This is a genomic window from Mucilaginibacter sp. RCC_168, from assembly GCF_041355315.1.
GTDB lineage: Bacteria > Bacteroidota > Bacteroidia > Sphingobacteriales > Sphingobacteriaceae > Mucilaginibacter.
On record NZ_JBFUPN010000013.1, the window covers coordinates 147,942 to 168,121 of the forward strand.

Annotated in this window: 19 protein-coding genes; 14 read left to right on the forward strand and 5 right to left on the reverse strand. The window is 40.9% G+C overall.

All coding sequences use genetic code 11. The features are described 5' to 3' along the window. The first annotated feature begins 9 nt into the window (after positions 1 to 9). The 3 genes from AB6735_RS14165 (at position 10) to AB6735_RS14175 (ending at position 3,879) form a co-directional block, all read left to right on the forward strand. The gene (locus tag AB6735_RS14165) at positions 10 to 813 is read left to right on the forward strand and encodes an SDR family oxidoreductase (protein WP_370996502.1); all 804 of its coding nucleotides are present in this window, start codon (positions 10 to 12) and stop codon (positions 811 to 813) included. A 226-nt stretch (positions 814 to 1,039) separates the two neighbouring features. Then, positions 1,040 to 1,522, forward strand: a complete 483-nt coding sequence (locus tag AB6735_RS14170) for a hypothetical protein (protein ID WP_370996503.1) — start codon at positions 1,040 to 1,042, stop codon at positions 1,520 to 1,522. Between the two features lie 158 nt (positions 1,523 to 1,680). After that, positions 1,681 to 3,879, forward strand: coding sequence for a bifunctional alpha,alpha-trehalose-phosphate synthase (UDP-forming)/trehalose-phosphatase (locus tag AB6735_RS14175; protein WP_370996504.1), 2,199 nt, complete (start codon positions 1,681 to 1,683; stop codon positions 3,877 to 3,879). Positions 3,880 to 4,034: 155 nt separating this feature from the next. On the opposite strand, the gene AB6735_RS14180 is transcribed toward AB6735_RS14175, so the two are convergent. The 3 genes from AB6735_RS14180 to AB6735_RS14190 all read right to left on the reverse strand — a co-directional run bounded on the left by AB6735_RS14180 (position 4,035) and on the right by AB6735_RS14190 (position 7,532). Then, positions 4,035 to 5,819: a glycoside hydrolase family 15 protein gene (locus AB6735_RS14180; RefSeq protein ID WP_370996505.1), complete on the reverse strand. Its 1,785-nt coding sequence runs from the start codon at positions 5,817 to 5,819 to the stop codon at positions 4,035 to 4,037. A gap of 488 nt (positions 5,820 to 6,307) precedes the next feature. After that, positions 6,308 to 6,442: a hypothetical protein gene (locus AB6735_RS14185; RefSeq protein WP_370996506.1), complete on the reverse strand. Its 135-nt coding sequence runs from the start codon at positions 6,440 to 6,442 to the stop codon at positions 6,308 to 6,310. Then, positions 6,417 to 7,532, reverse strand: coding sequence for a WD40/YVTN/BNR-like repeat-containing protein (locus tag AB6735_RS14190; protein WP_370996507.1), 1,116 nt, complete (start codon positions 7,530 to 7,532; stop codon positions 6,417 to 6,419). Before AB6735_RS14190 ends, AB6735_RS14185 begins: the two co-directional genes overlap by 26 nt. A gap of 186 nt (positions 7,533 to 7,718) precedes the next feature. On the opposite strand from AB6735_RS14190, the gene AB6735_RS14195 reads away from it, so the two are divergent. From AB6735_RS14195 to AB6735_RS14245, 11 genes are all read left to right on the forward strand, one after another. Continuing rightward, complete coding sequence (locus AB6735_RS14195) at positions 7,719 to 8,528, forward strand: winged helix-turn-helix domain-containing protein (protein ID WP_370996508.1); 810 nt, start codon at positions 7,719 to 7,721, stop codon at positions 8,526 to 8,528. A 178-nt stretch (positions 8,529 to 8,706) separates the two neighbouring features. After that, positions 8,707 to 9,342: a peroxiredoxin gene (locus AB6735_RS14200; RefSeq protein ID WP_076372900.1), complete on the forward strand. Its 636-nt coding sequence runs from the start codon at positions 8,707 to 8,709 to the stop codon at positions 9,340 to 9,342. A 145-nt stretch (positions 9,343 to 9,487) separates the two neighbouring features. Further along, complete coding sequence (locus tag AB6735_RS14205) at positions 9,488 to 9,685, forward strand: cold-shock protein (RefSeq protein WP_076372898.1); 198 nt, start codon at positions 9,488 to 9,490, stop codon at positions 9,683 to 9,685. A 114-nt stretch (positions 9,686 to 9,799) separates the two neighbouring features. Then, complete coding sequence (locus tag AB6735_RS14210; protein ID WP_370996509.1) at positions 9,800 to 11,038, forward strand: MFS transporter; 1,239 nt, start codon at positions 9,800 to 9,802, stop codon at positions 11,036 to 11,038. Positions 11,039 to 11,383: 345 nt separating this feature from the next. After that, entirely contained in the window at positions 11,384 to 12,298 is a 915-nt protein-coding gene (gene hemF, locus AB6735_RS14215; RefSeq protein WP_370996510.1) for an oxygen-dependent coproporphyrinogen oxidase, read from the forward strand. A gap of 130 nt (positions 12,299 to 12,428) precedes the next feature. Further along, positions 12,429 to 12,827, forward strand: coding sequence for a hypothetical protein (locus AB6735_RS14220; RefSeq protein WP_370996511.1), 399 nt, complete (start codon positions 12,429 to 12,431; stop codon positions 12,825 to 12,827). Between the two features lie 124 nt (positions 12,828 to 12,951). After that, a complete protein-coding gene (locus AB6735_RS14225; RefSeq protein WP_370996512.1) occupies positions 12,952 to 13,572 on the forward strand; it encodes a class I SAM-dependent methyltransferase in 621 nt (206 codons plus the stop codon). Positions 13,573 to 13,759: 187 nt separating this feature from the next. After that, positions 13,760 to 16,330, forward strand: coding sequence for a DNA gyrase subunit A (gene gyrA, locus AB6735_RS14230; RefSeq protein ID WP_370996513.1), 2,571 nt, complete (start codon positions 13,760 to 13,762; stop codon positions 16,328 to 16,330). A 5-nt stretch (positions 16,331 to 16,335) separates the two neighbouring features. After that, positions 16,336 to 17,451, forward strand: coding sequence for a tetratricopeptide repeat protein (locus tag AB6735_RS14235; protein WP_370996514.1), 1,116 nt, complete (start codon positions 16,336 to 16,338; stop codon positions 17,449 to 17,451). Positions 17,452 to 17,458: 7 nt separating this feature from the next. Then, a complete protein-coding gene (locus AB6735_RS14240) occupies positions 17,459 to 18,718 on the forward strand; it encodes a tetratricopeptide repeat protein (protein ID WP_370996515.1) in 1,260 nt (419 codons plus the stop codon). 147 nt (positions 18,719 to 18,865) lie between these two features. Then, a complete protein-coding gene (locus AB6735_RS14245) occupies positions 18,866 to 19,213 on the forward strand; it encodes a hypothetical protein (RefSeq protein ID WP_370996516.1) in 348 nt (115 codons plus the stop codon). Between the two features lie 31 nt (positions 19,214 to 19,244). Here AB6735_RS14245 and AB6735_RS14250 read toward each other — a convergent pair whose 3' ends face one another. After that, positions 19,245 to 19,424: a hypothetical protein gene (locus AB6735_RS14250; RefSeq protein ID WP_370996517.1), complete on the reverse strand. Its 180-nt coding sequence runs from the start codon at positions 19,422 to 19,424 to the stop codon at positions 19,245 to 19,247. A 63-nt stretch (positions 19,425 to 19,487) separates the two neighbouring features. Continuing rightward, a complete protein-coding gene (locus AB6735_RS14255; protein ID WP_370996518.1) occupies positions 19,488 to 20,162 on the reverse strand; it encodes a Type 1 glutamine amidotransferase-like domain-containing protein in 675 nt (224 codons plus the stop codon). Positions 20,163 to 20,180 lie beyond the last annotated feature (18 nt).

A 20,180-nucleotide genomic window follows, 5' to 3' on the forward strand; every position in this document is an offset into this window, starting at 1 on the left:
TGTGAATCAATGAACACATCATTAAAAGGACAAACGGCGCTGGTTACCGGTGCTGATAGCGGTATTGGTAAAGGTGTAGCCCTGGCATTGGCTGGAGCAGGCGCAAAGCTGGTTATCAACTATGCTCACAATCACGATGCTGCCGAGGCTACTGTTGCTGAAATAAAGGCTGCTGGCGGCGAAGCATTTGCGGTACAGGCCGATGTAAGCCATGAAGACCAGGTAAAAGCAATGTTTGCCCAGATGTACGCACAATACGGTACCGTTGATATATTGGTGAACAATGCCGGCTTACAAAAGGATTCCAGGTTTGTAGATATGACCCTGGATGACTGGAACACCGTGATCAGTATTAACCTCACCGGTCAGTTTTTATGCTCACGCGAAGCGGCAAGGGAATTTATACGCAGGGGAGTAGTTGAAGAGCGAAGCCGGGCTGCCGGCAAGATCATTTGTATGAGCAGTGTGCATGAAGTTATTCCCTGGGCGGGGCATGTTAATTATGCCGCAAGTAAAGGAGGCATCAGCATGTTTATGAAAAGCATAGCCCAGGAATTGGCGCCGCATAAAATAAGGGTTGTAGGCATTGGGCCCGGAGCTATCCAAACGCCTATTAATAAAGCTGCCTGGGACACACCCGATGCATTAGATAAACTACTCACACTCATACCTTATAACCGGATTGGCAAACCCAATGATATCGGTAAACTGGCAACCTGGCTGGCATCAGACGAGGCCGATTATATAACCGGCACTACTATTTTTATGGATGGTGGCATGACTTTGTATCCAGGTTTCGCCGATAATGGTTAAATTGAGGTTGAAAAAATGTGAAAAATCGGTTTAGCTAATCCTAAACCGATTTTTTTATGCTTTTTTAAATTTACATATTGTAAATTATACACTAAGTACATTGTCAAAATTTAAATTTTTTATCATAAAAGTCATATAATTATAAAATATTCATAAAAATTAAATTTTATTTGTGACATTGATAATATTAGCATACTTTTGTTATGGATTTAAAATTTAAATGAACATGAAAAAGATATTTATAACTACCGCAATTGCCGCTTTATTAAGTGTTAATGTATTTGCTGCCGATGGCGCTAAAAAAGTAACTGATGGTGGAACAAACGTTTCTTACGTCGCTTTACATGGTTTTACAGTTGATTTTGCTGATGCAAAAGACGTAAACTGGACAGTAACCAAAAATTGCCAAAAAGCTACCTTCACTATTGATGGTGTTAAAAAAACTGCTTTCTACAATCTTAATGGTGAGTTTTTAGGCGTAACTCAAAGAGTTGACGCTAAAGCTATCCCGGCAAAAACTTTAAAACAAATTGCTAAAGATTACAAAGGTTACGAAATAGGTGAGGTGATCGTTTACCAGGCTAATACCGACCTGAACGACAACATCGACCCAACTTCATACTTTGTTGACCTTAAAAACGATGCTCATGAAGTATTGGTAAGGATCACTCAACAAGCTAACCTTGAGTTTTTTCAACAAGTAAAATAATTTAAAAAGGTTTTCATAAAAAGCCATCCTGATGTTTCAGGATGGCTTTTTTTATGTCACAAGCTTGTTATTTTGCCATCCATTGTAACTATTAAGCAAACAAATCGGGGCTTTCTGTCTTTATTAATAAGTATAATTTATTAATATAATTCGCAGATATGCCCAAGACCATCATTGTATCTAACCGGTTACCTATCAAAATTTCAAAAGCAGATGACGACTATATTTTATCGCCCAGTGAAGGAGGTTTAGCAACCGGTTTAGGTTCAATATATAAACAAGACGATAACGTGTGGATAGGCTGGCCAGGTATCGAGATCACCGAGCAACAAGATAAAGATCACGTTTCTCATCAATTAAAAGAACTAAGCTTAATACCCGTTTTTCTTGACCAGGAGGAGATCAACCAATATTATGAAGGATTTTCCAACGAAGTATTGTGGCCTGTTTTTCATTATTACGCTTCTACCTACGCCAATTACAAACAATCAAACTGGGACTATTATCAGGCTGTAAATCAAAAATTTAGAGACATTATTTTAAGCATTGCCGAACCTGGTGATATTATATGGATACATGATTACCAGCTGTTGCTTTTACCGGCCTTGGTAAGGAGCGAATTGCCTGATGTTTCTATCGGCTTTTTCCTGCACATTCCTTTTCCATCGCACGAGATGTTCCGGTTGATCCCATGGAGATCTGAATTGCTGGAAGGCATGCTGGGTGCCGATCTGATCGGTTTCCACACCTTTGATGATGTACGACATTTTTTAGGCGCCACCTCCCGTATTTTGCCCGTAAATACTTCATCAAACATCATTACCATGGATGAACGCTCCATTGTGGTGGAATCATTTCCGATGGGAATAGATGAGCAAAAGTATGCCACTTTACCGCTACAGGATGATGTCAAAGAACAGATTGAACTGATAAAAAATAATTTTAAAAACACCAAGCTTATCCTTTCAATTGATCGTCTGGATTATAGCAAAGGCATATTACAGCGCCTGCAGGCTTTTGAACTGATGCTGGAACTTTGCCCGGAGTGTATTGAAAAAATAACGTTCTACATGATCGTTGTGCCTTCAAGGGATACCGTTCCGCAATATGCTCATCTACGTGAAGAAATAGACAAAAGGGTAGGCAATATCAATTCTATATACCGTACCATGGATTGGACGCCCATTCATTATTATTACCGGTCTTTTCCCATTGAAACACTATCTGCCTTATATCATACTGCCGACGTTTGCCTGGTAACCCCCATGCGCGATGGTATGAACCTGGTAAGTAAGGAATATGTTGCCAGCAGAACAAATAACGATGGTGTATTGATATTAAGTGAGATGGCAGGCTCATCTAAAGAATTAATTGATGCCATAATTGTCAATCCTAATAATACCGGCGAGGTATGCAGGGCTATATTAGAAGCCCTTAACATGCCGCTGCAAGAGCAGCAAAAGCGCATGATACCCATGCGGCAGTTGGTTTCTAAATTTAATATTTCCCATTGGGTCAAAATTTTCTTTGATCGCTTAAAGGAGGTTAAGCTCATGCAACGCTCAATGCAGGCCCGGCATGTAAGTTTCGCTACAGAGCAATCCATTATTAACCGCTACATTAAAACGAAAAAGAGGATCATCTTTTTGGATTATGATGGCACCCTGGTAAACTTCAAATCCAATATAGAACAGGCCAGTCCGGACGAAGAGTTATATAGCATCATTAATAAACTATCTGAAGATCCGGCCAACCAGGTGGTACTGATCAGCGGCCGCAAGCATGAAAACCTCGACGAATGGTTTAAACATACTGATATATACCTGATTGCCGAGCATGGTTCCTGGTTTAAAAGACCAGAGACCCAATGGCATAAAATATCGGGCCTGAGCGATCAGTGGAAGCATGATATTTATCCGATCCTGGAAACCTATGTAGACCGCACTCCGGGTTCCTTTATCGAAGAAAAAACATATTCGCTGGTTTGGCACTACCGCAAGGCACAAAATGGCTTAGGAGAGCTTAGAGCAAGCGAACTGATGAACAACCTGAAATACCTGGCCAGCGATAAAGGCTTACAACTGCTGGCAGGGGATAAGGTACTGGAAGTAAAGAACATGGATATTAACAAAGGTAAAGCAGCTTTAACACTCACCGAGGGTAAAGACTATGATTTTATTATTGCCTTTGGCGACGATTATACCGACGAAGATATATTTAAAGCCCTGCCAGAAACAGCTATTACCATCAAAGTAGGCAGCAATTTATCCGCAGCCAAGTTTTATCTCCGCAATCCCACAGAAGTGCGTAAACTGCTTACCAGCTTCACTCAGCATACCACGGTTGAAGTTAATTAGTGAGTGGTGAATAGTGAGTGGTGAGTTTTTGTATGAATCAGAACCGGCAGAATTTGATTGAATTGCTTATCATTTTTCCAAACTCACCACTCACCACTCACCACTCACCACTCACCACTCACCACTCACCAATTCACCACTCACCAATTCACTAATTATAGAAATATCGGTCTATCCAGCTTTATAGCTATACGATAAGCGGCATTCATTAAGCCCACATGGCTATATGCCTGCGGAAAGTTACCCCATTGGCTGCCATCCTGTTCGTCAACATCCTCGCTGAATAACAGCAGGTGATTGGAGTATTGCAGCAGATTGGCAAACTCACGTTGCGCATCATCCAGCCTGCCAACACTGGCCAATGCTTCTACATACCAAAAGGCGCATATCAGGAAAGTGGTTTTGGGCTTGCCAAAGTCGTCAGTATATAAATACCTGTAAAATAAACCATTAGGCGTCCTTAGCTCTTTTTCTAATGCAAGTAAATGATCTTTTGCTTTTTGCGATTCGGGATCAAGATAATTCATCATGATCAACTGCAGCGTACTGGCATCCAGGTTAGAGCTGCCTGCCGAATTGGTATAAACTTTTCTGACTGGGTCATAACAGCTCTCGATATGTGCGGCAGCGCGTTCTTTCAATTCAATGGCTTTATCAATGAGCTCTTTGTTGTCAATAGTACGCGCCATTTTCTCCGCAGCTGAGGCACCTGCCCATTGAAACAGGTTACTGTAACAGTGGATGTTAGCCATATTCCTGAATTCCCAGATCCCGGCGTCCTTTTCGTCAATGGTACGGTCTATTTTATCGAGTAGGGATTCAATCCAGCGTACTGAATCCTTACGTTCGGAAAAAACAAAACGATGATCGGTATACAGCGGGAGCAGGGATATCATTACCTGGCCATAAATATCATTCTGTATATGCTCATAAGCCTGGTTACCAATACGTACCGGTTGATTACCCATGTAACCTTCCAGATCGGTCAAAATCTCTTCAACCAGCTTTCTTTTACCGGTTATACCATACAGAGGCTGATAACGGTCGTCTTCAGAAAAAGAAATATCCGTAACATAGCTAAAATATTTCTCCATTTCCTCAAAGTGCCCGATGTGATTCAACGCCGTGATCACATAATAGGTATCACGCAGCCAGCAATAGCGGTAATCCCAATTACGGCCGCTTCCTGGTGATTCCGGCAAACTGGTGGTGCTTGCTGCAATAATGGCACCCGTATCCTCAAACTGGTGTATCTTTAAAGCCAGTCCAGAGCGGATCACAAAAGGCTGGTAATACGTAGCGATAGAAGAGTGCTTGATCCAGGTGCGCCAGTATTGCACAGTTTCGGCCAAAAAGCGGTCGGCTGTGGATATTAATGCGGCTTCCAATGGTTCCCCATAAGTTAGGGCCAGGTATTTGGTTTCATTGAGTACAAAAGCTTGTTCATCAAATACATAACTGATAGGAATATTGGTTGTGAGCCTGATATTTTCTTCACCGCCCAGGTATTGGATGTGGTTACTTCCACGGTTAACGGTTAATTTTACCGCGCCATATTCAGATACCGGTTCACATTTCACTATAACCCTTGGTGAGCCTTCAATAGCCTCAATTTTCCTGATCAGCATCAAGGGTTTATAATACCGTTGATGCTGGTAAAATCTCGGTGCAAAGTCGGTTATCCGGTATTTGCCGCCACTTTTGGGGCTTATCTCAGTTATAAGCACATTGGTATTTTCCAGATAGTGCTGTACCGAAGTAAACTCTCCCTCCGGGCGAATGGAAAACTCGCCGCCTTTGGCTTTATCCAATAGGCCGCCAAAAATAAAGGTGCTGTCAAATTTGGGCCAGCACAGCCAATCCACGTTGGTATTTTTATTAATGTGGGCCAAAAAGGCACAATTTCCAATTATTCCGGTTTCATAGGTATGTCTGCTCATTCAATTTTGTGCTTAGTTCATAGGTTGAACAATATTTGCCGCGGAATGTTGAGGTAAAATTTCAGAGCCCAAATTCAGTCCGATTAGTAATTGATTTTAGATCTCAGGCATTATTATAAAATTCAAACAACGAAGTAGGGGCAGGGGACTTTTTAAACCTCTATTTTAACACTTTTCTGCTCAAAAATGGAGCAAAAACAAGTCAAAAGCTTCGGAAAATTGATTCAAAACCATCTATTTTAACACTTTTTAACAAATTTTTGATGAGCTTTGAAAACTTTAAAAAGTATTAAATATTTGACGGCTAAATAACTACATACAAAACAATTGATTTTTAGCCGTTTTGTCTCTTTAACCAGACGGCCCTGCTTACGTTTTTCAAAGTAAGCAGGGCCGTTGTTTGTTATATATAAATATACAAAATATTTATGGGCTTTGCAATTATCGGGGGCATTTTTAGCTTATCTAACGATGTGAACAGCAACACATTATTTCTGACCTTCGTTACCCTTAAAATCTTTTAATGGTTTTTCCATCAAACGATACACATCATCGTCAGCGCCAAGCCAAATATTTCCTTTATCATCTTGGAGCTTTTCAACATCCTTTATTGGGTATGGCATAAATTACGTTGCCTGAAACAGATAAATTGAAGCCATAATTTTCTATAGCAGGAAGTAACAGTTTTTCCCATGTTTTGCCCATGTCTGATGACCGGAATATACCATCTGCGCGACCACATATTAAATACTTACCCATTTGTTTGATGGATAAAATATCCAATGAAGATTGAAGTATGCCTGCTTTTTTCATTAACAAACTACTCCAGGAAGGCTGAAGTTCTTCGCCTATGGCATTCCAGGTTTTTCCGCTATCCAGTGAAATGTGTATGCTGTTTGTTTGGGTTATTGTGTTATAGACTATAGCAGCAAACCCTCCATCTATACGTTCCACAGCGATGCCAGCCCCCCCTTCACTAATCACACGATCCCAGTTTTCGCCATCATCGGTCGATCTTAATATTCCATCTTTGCTGGTAGTCAGGAGTACACCATTTGACTCTGCCAATGTCATTCTACCGTCTCCAACATGCACTTGTTTCCAGGTTTTCCCACTGTTAGTGGATCTAAAAAGCATGTTGTTGGAGCCAATGAAAACTGTGCCTCCGGCAGTTTCAAAAACGGTGCGTACTTCCCGCTCTTTATAATTCTTGTACATCCAATCAACCATTCTGTCTATGCGTACGGCTTGCTCTTGAAAATTCGTATATATGGGCGACCAATTATTCGTTCCGTTTATTTTTTGTAAAAATTGACCCCTGAAATTATATGCAAGTATTCTATTCTTGCCAGGGGCAATGTTACGTTGGTTACCAGGGAAAATTTCTTTTGTCCAAAAAGGAGTTGTGGAATTTGATTCACTGTGATAAACCCCATTCCCGGCACGTAAATATAGCCCACGGTCATTTGCAAATAAACCATCTCTCCACACACCTTCTCTCTGCAAATTTTCAGGCAGTCCTTCGCTAATGTTCTGCCATGTTTGTCCGCCATCAGCAGACCTAAAAACGATGGTTGCAGGCGCTGATTTAGTCCTTTCTGTTGTTTTCTCCCCCGCTTTCTTTTCTTTTAGTACAAAAGAATTTAGTAGAAATAATACCAGGAGGATAGCCGGAACAGATACAAATAATCTTTTCATTTTTTTATTTTTCATATCCTTTTAATTTGATTCAGCGAAACTACTTTGATATTTTTTGGCTTGAAGAACTTGAATTGTAAATAAAAATGTAAACTTTGTAAATAAAATATTGACACTATGCATCTTAGCCGAAATCTCCTCTCCGGGAAACGCAAGTACCTGTATGGATTGATATTACTCTCGTTTGTCTCTGCAATCTGCGTGGCTTTCAGTATGACCGGCAATGACGACTTTGATATCGCCAGGAGAGAGGTTTTGCTCCGCAGGATCGGGCATGAACTACTCTTACAGTCGGGCGACAGTACATCAAGGGTTCTTCCTGTAAAAAAGATCGCAGAAAATGAATATCAGATCAGGTTTGAGAATGATCTTACTTTTCAACCAGAATTCCTGGTGAATACTACCCAGCGCGTGCTAACCAAAGACCCGCTCGCAGGTGATTATATTGTGAACGTTCTGAACTGTGGCAACTCCAGTGTAGCCTATGGGTATGCTATATCCCAAAATAAAAAAGATGATATTGTACCATGCAAAGGAAGAAAGCAACCCAAAGCATGTTACATAATCAACGTTAAATTCAAACCGACGGGGATAAATATCGCAAAGAATGGATATCTTCTGGGTAGCCTCCCATTTTTAGCATTTGTTGGTTTTATTTTTTTGAGAGCTGTTAAGCCGCGAAGATCTTTACCAGAGGATGACCAGAATACGAGCATGTTCACTTTGGGCTCGGTGTTGTTTGACGCGAAGAACCGGAAACTGATCATACATGGCGAGACAATAGACCTGACCGGAACTGAAACGCGTGTACTGCGCATTTTCGCGTTGTCTCCGAACCAGACTATAGAGAGGGGCAGGCTTCAAAAAGAGATATGGGAAGACGAAGGCGTTATTGTAGGGCGTAGTCTGGATATGTTCATATCAAAACTCAGAAAAAAACTGGAACTTGACCCTAATATCAATATTGTTGTTATACGCGGCAAAGGATATAAGCTTGAAGTCGGCTCTTAATAACAGTACGGGTGCCGAGGGTGAGTAGCCCATACCGGAAATATCCTATTTCCAATCTGTAAATCGACACATTTCATCATTCTGTAATTTTTAACAGGATGTTATTTTACATTTTGATTTATCAATTAATGTATAGTAACTTAGTAGTCATTTATTATATATTATAAACAACACAGTCATGAGTTTACGATTAGGCGATAAAGCCCCAAATTTTCAGGCAAAAACATCAGCAGGTGATATTGATTTTTACGAATATCTTGGCGACAGCTGGGGCGTACTTTTTTCGCACCCAGGCGATTATACCCCGGTTTGTACCACCGAGTTGGGTAAAACAGCCGCTTTAAAAGACGAGTTTGCCAAACGCAATGTAAAAGTACTGGCACTGAGTGTTGATTCGGTTGAATCGCACCATGGCTGGATAGGGGACATCAACGAAACACAAGGGGTAGAGGTAAACTTCCCGATCATTGCAGACGAGGATCGTAAAATTTCTGAAGCATATGACATGATCCATCCAAATGCTTCTGTTAATGCTACTGTAAGGTCATTATTCATCATCGGTCCGGATAAGGCGGTTAAACTTATCATCACTTACCCGGCATCAACAGGTCGTAATTTCCAGGAGATCTTAAGAGTGATCGACTCTTTACAATTAACAGCCAATTATGGCGTAGCCACACCTGCCGATTGGAAGGATGGAGAAGACGTGGTAGTTGTGCCCGCTATAAAAACAGAAGATATCCCGGCCAAATTTCCAAAGGGTTATAAAGCTATAAAACCCTATTTAAGGATAACCCCACAACCAAATAAATAATTTTATTTGGTTTATTAATAATTTTATATATTTGGGAAAGATGGGTTTATCTATTCCTTCTGATTATTAAAACCATTTTATTTTCAGTTTGGCATTAGTTATTAATCTTATATACGAATTTTTTTTTAATACGATAATTATAATTATGAAAACTGGAAAAGTAAAATGGTTTAACACACAAAAAGGTTATGGCTTCATCGTTACCGAGGATGGTAAAGATCTTTTTGTCCACTTTAAAGATGTACAAGGCGGCGTAAACGCTATTAAAGATAATGACGATGTAACTTACGAAGTGGAAGAAGGCAGAAAAGGCTTGCAAGCTGTAAACGTAAAAAAAGCATAGTTAACCAAACACTCAAGCAAAAGGCCCCTGCATACACAGGGGCTTTTTTATGTTTAAATTTTTGATTTTGTATAATTCTGCTACTTTAGCCGTTCAAATGCCTATAAAAAACTTATGACAACTACTACAGCTACCTCTGCCAAGGCTACCCGGAATATGATATTTCTGGTTCTTGTTGCTTCGCTTGGCTATTTCGTTGATATTTATGATCTGGTTATCTTTTCGATCGTGAGGATCGAAAGTTTACATGGTATTGGTATTGCTGAAGCTAATATACGGGAGCAGGGAGTGTACATCATCAATATGCAAATGTTTGGCTTGCTCCTGGGTGGCATTATCTGGGGAGTTATTGGTGATAAATTTGGGCGGATAAAAGTATTATTCGGGTCGATACTCTTATACTCTGTTGCCAATTTTGCTAATGGACTGGTACATGATATCAATACCTATGCTATTGTCCGTTTAATAGCAGGCATCGGTCTGGCCGGCGAATTGGGTGCAGGTATTACCCTGGTAACCGAAACATTAAGTAAAGAAAAACGTGGTTATGGAACCATGATAGTTGCAGTAATTGGCCTTTTTGGGGCCGTTGCAGCAGCCTTTGCCGCCAAATTTGGCTGGCGCAACGCCTATTTTGTTGGCGGTGGCTTAGGTATTGTATTGCTGTTATTACGATTAGGTACTTTTGAATCGGGCATGTACAAAAACGTAGCCGATAGCAAGGTATCCAAAGGAAATTTATTGATGCTGTTTAATGATGGTAAACGGTTCAGAAAATATTTGTATTGCATTTTGATCGGCGCGCCACTTTGGTATGTGGTGGGTATATTGATAACCCAGGCCAAAGAGTTTGGAGTAGCATTGGGTTCAAAAGAGGTATTAACCGCAGGCTCTGGCATTTTATATAGCTATGTGGGCATAGCCGTTGGCGATTTGTTTGCCGGCTTGCTGGCTCAAATTACCAAATCCAGAAAGCTAACAATGGCTGTGTTTCTTTTACTGTCATTAGTGAGCGTTACCGCATATCTGAGTTGCAAAGGAATTACATCTTCACAATTTGTTTGGCTAAGCTTTTTTATGGGATGCACCGTTGGCTATTGGGCAACATTTGTTACCATAGCGGCCGAGCAGTTTGGCACCAATATACGGTCCACAGTTACTACAACCGTTCCCAACTTTGTACGGGGTTCGCTAATCCCGATCAACTGGGCTTTTGATGCCTTTGTAAAACATAAAGGTATGATCACCAGCGGTTATATTATGATGGGCATATTAACCGCAATTGCCTTACTTGCCTTAAGCCAGCTAAAAGAAACTTTTGGCAAGGATCTGGATTATGTAGAGATAAGTTAGGGAAGGATAGCATCAAGTAGCGAGTATCATGACTTTTAAACGAGCGCTTACAAGAAATCTTGATACTTGATACTCGCTATCTGCGCTGTCCGAAGTCTCTGACTTCGGACTACTATGCCTGTAGTTTGCAACTACAGATATAATTCAACTATCCAAATATCATGTAGTCTGAAGACTACCAACATAATCGTTCGAAGTCAGAGACCTCGAACAGCGCGGGTTATTTCAATTCAATAATTCACTAAATCACTAATTCAATAATTAATCATAACCAATAGTTTATTAATTTTACCATTATTGCAATTCAATAATTCACTAAATCACTAATTCACTAATTAACCATCCGTGATCAGTAAAGAACAAATAGCCACCGATTACCAGCAAATACAGGACGAGATATGTGCGGCACTGGAACTAACCGACGGCAAAGCCAGGTTTGAGGAAGAAGTATGGGAACGTGATGGTGGGGGTGGCGGTCGTACCCGTATAATTCAAAACGGTAATATATTTGAAAAGGGCGGTGTAAATTTCTCTGCCGTTCACGGGCAGCTGCCCGAAAACATGAAAAAGGCCCTGCAGGTAGAGTCTGACGACTTTTTTGCTACCGGCGTATCCATCGTGATCCACCCTAACCATCCTTTGGTGCCTATCATCCACATGAATATCCGGTATTTTGAAATGCCATCGCCCGAGGGCAGCGATCAGCAGCCTAAAAGGTGGTTTGGCGGCGGCATCGACCTTACACCCCATTATATTATTGATGCTGATGCCCAATATTTTCACAGCCATATCAAAGCGGTGTGCGACGCTTATTATCATGATTTTTATCACCGGTTTAAGCTTTGGGCCGATGATTATTTCTATATCAAACACCGTAACGAAACCCGGGGCATAGGCGGTATATTTTATGATCGCTTAACCGCCAATGAGGAACTATCCTGGGATAGCATCTTTGAGTTTTCAAAAGCCCTGGGACGGTCGTTCATACCCATTTATACCGAACTGGTAGAACGTAACCGCCATAACGCGTTTACAGAAGAACAGCAGCTTTGGCAATACCAGCGCCGCAGCCGCTATACCGAGTTTAACCTGGTATATGACGCCGGCACTAAATTTGGCCTGGAAACCAATGGCCGTATCGAATCTATACTCATGAGTTTGCCTCCAACAGCCAAATGGCTCTATAACTATCAGCCAGTGGCGGGCAGCGAAGAGGAAAGAACCCTGTCTTTACTCAAAAAAGGTATTAACTGGGCGTAGAAATTAGTATCAAGCCGAATGGTGAGTTGTGAATAGACAGTTGTGAATTCAAATAGCAGCACTAATATTAACACACACCATTCACCGCTCACTACTCACCATTCGGCTTGATACTGTAAAAACAGTAACCATGAAAAAAACGATCTTCCCTTTGTTATTGATAGTCTTTTTATGTGCGTTTACTACTGGTAGAAGTCCCTTAAGGGGCGTGTGGGAGTATAGAGGCGGTTTGATCAACGGCAAGCATGACAGTGTATCAACCAGTTATAAACTGCAGCGTACTTATGATGATCAGCACTATCAGGCCAAAGTAATTGAAAAAGGACAGAAGACTTTTATTTATGAAAAAGGCGATTATAAACTGCAAGCAGATACCTGTTTTGAAACCCAAACCTATTGTGATCAACCATCAAAATTATTGGGCAAAACTGTAAGATACATTTATACGCTGAGTAATGATACACTTAAATTACTGGCCACATTACCCAATGGTAACAAGATAGAGGATCATTGGGTAAAGGTCCATTAATACTGATTCATTAGTTCATTGGTGAATATTTTATCAAGGACTATCAGAAAAACCCAATGAACAAATTATCCGACGCAAACCAATGAACCAATGACACTAATGAACCAGTGAACCAATAGAATTTATGATTAAAAATTGGATAAAAGGCCGTGTCCTGAAATATATTAGCGGTTTTAAGGACCTGGATGGCTGGCTTACAGAGCGGGAAGCTATGGGCTTGTTTCTTTTAGCTTTTAAAGCACCGCGTAATGCAACCATAGTTGAAATAGGCAGCTGGCAGGGCAAAAGCACCTATTGTTTATCCAAAGGGCTCCGGTCAGGAAAGGTTTATGCGATTGATCCTTTTAATGCTGATGGCGGATTGGATAAGGATAGCGAAAAAATATATGCTGAAAAAAAAGGCACGGATGACCTTTATGCTAAGTTCGTCAGTAACATGACCAAACTTAACGTACTGTCAAAAATAGTTACCAAACGTGGGTACTCATACCAATTTCCTGATGAATTTAACAAAATAGATGTGCTTTTTATTGACGGGGATCATTCAATAGCAGGTTGCAAGTTGGATTTTGAGTTATTTTCACCCAAAGTCGTTGTCGGCGGCTATATCGCTTTCCATGATTACGATAAATCACGCAATGAACTGGGGCCTACTTATGTCATACAAAATATGGTGCTGAATTCTTCGGCCTATGTATATTACCGGCAATATGATTCTTTGTGGGTGGCTAAAAAGATTGGGTAAAGGTTCATTAGTTCATTGGCTCAATAGTTCATTGGTCTTATCTATTTATCAAGTAATGAACCATTAAACTAATGAACAATTGAACCAAAAAAATGGCACAATAATCAACTATTTTCTTAACTTCGCAGGTCGCTTAAAAAACACTTTTAACGCGCAATTATAGAGAAGATTCCACAAATTAATAAAAATGGCCGAAGGAACAGAAAACGACAATTCAAGCAAGGAAGACAGAATAATTTCGATAAATATTGACGAGGAAATGCGATCGGCTTACATTGATTATTCAATGTCGGTGATCGTTTCCAGGGCACTACCCGATGTCCGCGACGGATTAAAACCTGTACACAGACGTGTTTTATACGGCATGTTTGATATGGGCTTAAATAACAACAAGCCTTATAAAAAATCAGCCCGTATTGTGGGTGACGTCATGGGTAAATACCACCCGCATGGTGATAAATCTGTTTATGATACCATGGTTCGTATGGCCCAGGAATGGAACCTGCGTTACCTGCTGGTTGACGGGCAGGGTAATTATGGCTCCATGGATGGTGACGAACCCGCGGCAATGCGTTATACAGAAGCCCGTTTGAAAAAATTGGCCGAAGAGATGGTAGCCGATATTAACAAGGATACTATCGATTTTCAGCCAAACTTTGACGAGTCGGAGCAGGAGCCAACCGTATTACCATGTAAATTCCCTAACCTGTTGGTTAACGGTGCATCTGGTATCGCGGTAGGTATGGCTACCAATATGGCGCCACATAACCTATCTGAAGTAATTGATGCAACCATAGCGTTGATCGATAACCGTCAGATAGAGATCGCCGAACTGATGAAGTTTGTAAAAGGCCCCGATTTCCCTACAGGTGGTATCATCTATGGTTTTGAAGGTCCCCGCGAAGCGCTGGAAACAGGTCGTGGCAGGGTAGTGATCAGGGCCCGTGCCGAAATTGAAACACATGGCAGCGACCGCGAGCGTATCATCGTGACCGAAGTACCTTACCAGGTTAACAAGGCCCTCATGATTGAACGTACTGCCGACCTGGTGAACGATAAAAAGCTGGAAGGCATATCCGCCATCCGCGACGAATCAAGCCGCGAAGGTATCCGTATAGTTTATGAAATTAAACGGGAAGCCAATGCAGCCATTGTATTGAACAATCTGTTCAAATATACCGCGCTGCAAACATCGTTCAGTGTAAACAACATCGCGCTGGTTAATGGCCGCCCAATGATGCTGAACCTGAGGGATCTGATCCACCATTTTGTGGAACACAGACACGAGGTTGTTGTACGCCGTACCAAGTTTGAGCTTTCCGAAGCAGAAAAACGTGCCCATATATTAGAAGGTTTATTGATCGCGCTTGATCACCTGGACGAAGTAATTCGCTTGATACGTGCATCACAAACACCTGATGAAGCCCGCGAAGGTTTGATAAGCCAGTTTGGTTTAACCGATATACAGGCTCGTGCTATACTGGATATGACGCTTCGCCGGTTAACCGGACTTGAGCGTGATAAGATCAAAGATGAATATGCGGAGTTAATGAAGCTGATCGAGTATTTAAATTCCATTTTAAATGACGAAGGCTTGCGGATGCAGATCATTAAGGACGAACTGATAGAAATAAAAGATAAATACGGCGATGAACGCAGAACAGAAATAGTTCACTCATCGGCCGAAATGCAAACTGAAGACTTTATTGAGGATGAAGATGTGGTAATTACCATATCGCGCGAAGGTTATATCAAACGTACACCTTTAACCGAATATCGTCGTCAGGGCAGGGGGGGTAAAGGTTCTATCGGCAGCAATAGCCGTGATGCCGACTTTATTGAACACCTGTTGGTGGCATCGAACCACAACTATATGTTGTTCTTTACCGAATCAGGCCAATGTTACTGGCTCAGAGTATTTGAAATTCCCGAAGGTACACGTACCTCAAAGGGACGCGCCATTCAGAACATCATCAATATCCCTAAGGAAGACAACATTAAGGCTTATATCAAACTCATCAGCCTTAAAGACCAGAACTACCTGGAGAATAACTTCATTATCATGTGTACCAAAAAAGGTACCATCAAAAAAACATCGCTGGAGGCGTATTCGCGCCCGCGTGCCAATGGTATCAACGCCATTAATATCAACGAAGGCGATTCGTTACTGGAAGCAACCTTAACCACAGGCAGCAGCGAAATCGTGATGGCATTAAAATCGGGTAGGGCTATCCGCTTTAATGAGTCGACTGTCAGACCGATGGGACGTACTGCAACCGGTGTTCGTGGTATATCATTAGATAGTGACAATGATGAAGTTGTGGGAATGATCAGTATTGACGATGCCGAAACAACCGTTCTTGTGGTATCTGAAAAAGGCTATGGTAAACGTACCGATATTGACGACTACAGGGTAACCAACCGTGGTGGTAAAGGTGTAAAAACTTTAAACATTACCGAAAAAACCGGAAACCTTGTGGCCATAAAAGGTGTTACAGATAAAGAAGACCTGATGATCATCAACAAATCGGGCATTATTATACGTATTGCGGTTAGCGAGCTGAGAACCATGGGTCGTGCCACACAGGGCGTTAGATTAATTACTTTAAAGGGTAATGACGAGATAGCTTCTGTAGCTAAAATTGAGCATGACGAGGATGAAGTAGCGGAACTGGATGAAAATGCCGTGAATGATGCCGGTGATAGTGATGAAGCAGCTAATGACAGCGACGAATCAGCAACAGAAACTACTGAATAAATAATATGGGTTACCGTAAAATTATCCTGGCGGTTATAATATCATCAATGACTACAACCTTTGCCTTTGCTCAAAGCGAAGCGCTAAAGGTTGTGGTTAATAATCTGGCTTATTACAAGCAGAAAAATGATCTGAAATACCTGGCAGCAGCCAAAAAATCGGCAGATAGCCTCATTATTACCAAATCTGATACGGCCGACCTGGAAAAGAACACCTATCGGGCTCTGGTTAATTCGAGCATTTTGTACGTCGATTCGCTCAACAAACTCGGCCAGCCTGAGAAATTATTACCCGAAACCTCGGCTTTGGTTGACAGACTATCGGCGAATAAAAAGGTATATAAATTTCAGTCGGAAATTGATTACAGCAAACGTTGCCTGGCCAATGTTTACATCCGCAAGGGCTTTGAGTTTACCAATAATTCAGATTTCACCAAAGCAAGGGAAGCCTTTGACAATGCGCGCAAATACGCCCCGAACTTTAAACAGATCAATGATTATATAGCCTACTCTAATAATAAAGCCGGTAATTTAGTAGATGCAGCCAAATACTACAGCAGGTTATTAGCCGTTGATAGCGGAAGGGCCGAATATATTGAAACCGCTTCCAGTATTTATAAATCATTAGGCGATACGGCCAAAGCTTTAGAGATACTACAGAAGGGGAGGAAGGTATTGCCCAACGACCGCTTTTTACTGCTCGACGAAGCCAACATTTACAACAACCAGAAAAATTATAAGGCCCTGGAGCCATTAATAGGCCCATTACTTGATATTAATGCAAATAACGCCGATATTGCATTTGTAGCGGCAAATTGTTATGACCATTTAAACAAATTTGATAAAGCGGAATCACTTTACCTTCGTACTATTGAATTAAACAGTTCTGCTTATGAGCCCGCTTTTAATTTGGGTTTGCTTTATTTAAAACGAAGCGCCAATACAAAGGAGGGAAGCGAGGATCAGGACGTTGGCCGTGCTGTACAATGGCTTGAAAAAGCTAACGAAATATCCCCTAATAATGTACAGGGCTTAAAAGCGCTGCAACTGGTTTATGCTAAAACCGGCAATAAAGATCAATTAGACAAAATAAACAGTAAACTAAAACAGTTAACAAACTAAATAAACTATGAAAATCAAACTTTTGATGGCGGGCCTGTTAGGCTTAGTTTCAGCAACAACGTTTGCACAAAAAGGTGAATTAAGCACTGCTAAAAGTGAATATGACAACTACGAAGGATTAAGAGGATCAAAAGCTACCTTAGCCGTTGCTACTAAAAGCCTTGGAACCGCCAAAACCTCCATTGACAAAGCGGCTGCCAATGAAAAAACAGCTGCCTTGCCGCAAACCTTTGCTTTAAAAGGAGCCATTTATGCAGCTTTGGCTGTTCAGGATACGGTTGCGGCTACCTCATTGCCTTTGTTTACAACTGCCGATGAGTCATTAAAAAAAGCTAAAGAACTGGATACCAAAGGTGAGAACAAACAAATAATTGATAACGCTTATTTAAACCTGGCTCAATACCAGCTAACCAAAGGTGTTGCCGAATATTCAGCTCAAAAATACGATCAGGCTTATCGTTCATTTGATTATTACCGTACCGTTTTGCCTGAGGATACCAACGCTATTTATTATACAGGCTTAGCTGCGGCCAATGCCAAAAACTATCCGGCGGCTATAACCAATTATAACAAGCTGGTTACCACCAAATACTCCAAAAACGCGGGCGTTTATATGGACCTGTCATCGCTTTATTTAGCTAATAAGGATACCACCAACGCGCTTAAATCAGTTAGCGAAGGCATAACCAAATATCCTACAAATAGCGATCTGCGTAAAAGAGAGATCGAAATAAGCCTGCAAACAGGAAAAGAAAAAGAAGTAATTCAAAAAATACAATCTGCCTTAGCTGCCGATCCAAAAAATAAAACCTTGTATTATTATGCAGGTTTAACTTACTCACAAGCCGCAGAATCAATCATCAAGGAACAGGCTAAAGCAAAAGACCCTGCAGCCAAAGCCACGTTACAACAGCAAAAAGTTGACAATTACACTAAGGCGGCCGATATGTACAAAAAAGCGCTGGAAATAGATCCAAACTATTTTGAGGCTAACCTTAACTTAGGCTATGTGGTCCTTAACCCGGCTATTGATGCTTACAATGCAGCAAATAAATTGCCTGCCAACAAACAAAAAGAATATGACGCTGCAATAGCCAAAGCTAACGCGCAATTTGATCTGGCAAAACCATATCTGGTAAAAGCTGTCGATCTGAATCCAAAATCTATTGATGCTTTAACAAACCTTAGAACCTATTACTTAGGTAAAAAAGACAATGTTAATGCAGAAGCAACCAAGAAGAAAATTGACGCGTTAAACGGTCAATAAGAGATAAACAAAAGAGGGGCTTTTTAATAGAGCCTCTCTTTTTAATTCTATTACTTAACATAATGTTAATTATGTGAATTTTATAAAAAGGGATTTCAGCCTGCACATAGTAAGTTTTTATTACATTTATAATCTAATCTAGATCAGATGTCTTTATTCCATGGTATTATTGTTTTTGAAATTTTAGATAACGGCAACGTGTTAATATTGAACGGTATTTATGCAACTTCGGATGATTTTAAAATCAGCAATGAGATTGCAAAAAGAGAAATTATCGAGGGAGATAAAAAGGACATTGTAGGAAATTATGAATCAAGATATATTGAAACACTTGGAGAACCTGACAAAGTAATAAATTGTCTTTTAAAAATTGACAAAACTCCAGGTAAGGAAGTATATGAATTTGAATGGACAAATAATGAAGAACTGCATCAAATTGGGATCGGAATAAAAATTAATAGTAATCGGATTGCCGTTTCTTATATTAATGCCTAGCAAGTCATGCTCCTGTAACTAAAATATTAATTTACCATATTCCACCACTAAAGGCATAAGGTTCTACAGCAACTAGGTAAATATCATGTTCTCTATTGTTGGCGTCAACACATTTTACTTTATCGCCAATAATTTGGATGACAATGTAAACTTTTGAATTGTCAATTTTTGACATAATTTTGTCTCCGGGCTGGAATGTTTGCTCTGCCATAATTTAGTGATTAGGTGTTTGAATACTTAACTAAAGTAAATATACACCAATTAAAACGCTTAATTAATTACTTAAAATATTAAACAACTTCCAATGTCCTTCGGAGATGACTTCTATAGTGCCGTCGGTCACTTTAATGGCGGTCTGATCGTCAATCGCATATGAGGGTACTGGTATCGTAGCTGCCAACTTTTCCAGGTTGGCCAGGGAATTTTCCGGAAACAACTCATAATCCAGATGCGGATGCAGCGCAAAATCAACCAGTCCCAGTGCCTTGTCGCTTTCGACTGGCAGTATATGGTTACCGTAGGTGGTTCCAAAGCGGGTCATTATCATACTCCCGGCGCTCAAGCCTACATAAACCGTCTTGCGCAATAGCGATGGCAACAGGTCTGCCAGTCCAGACTGCTGCATCCAGTAGCACAAATACTGGCAGTCGCCGCCTCCAACTAACAAGGCGTCAGTCTCCTGGAGCATGGGAACCCAAAGCTCTTGTTTGATGCTGGGCAGAGCTGTTAATTCCAGCACTCCCAGCGACTTCCATCCCAAATCACAAAAAGGGTCACCTAATGATCCGCAGATCACTTTTCGTGATATCTCCGCACCACCAGCTATGCCGTATATTGCGGTTGGGACAAAAAGGGCGCTGGCCTCAGCAATCGGTTTGCCCAGGAGTTCAACCAGCGCATTCCGGATACTTGAGTTGCTGATGCCGGCGGAAGTAAGAAGAAGCTTCATAATTTCTTTCCTTTCAAA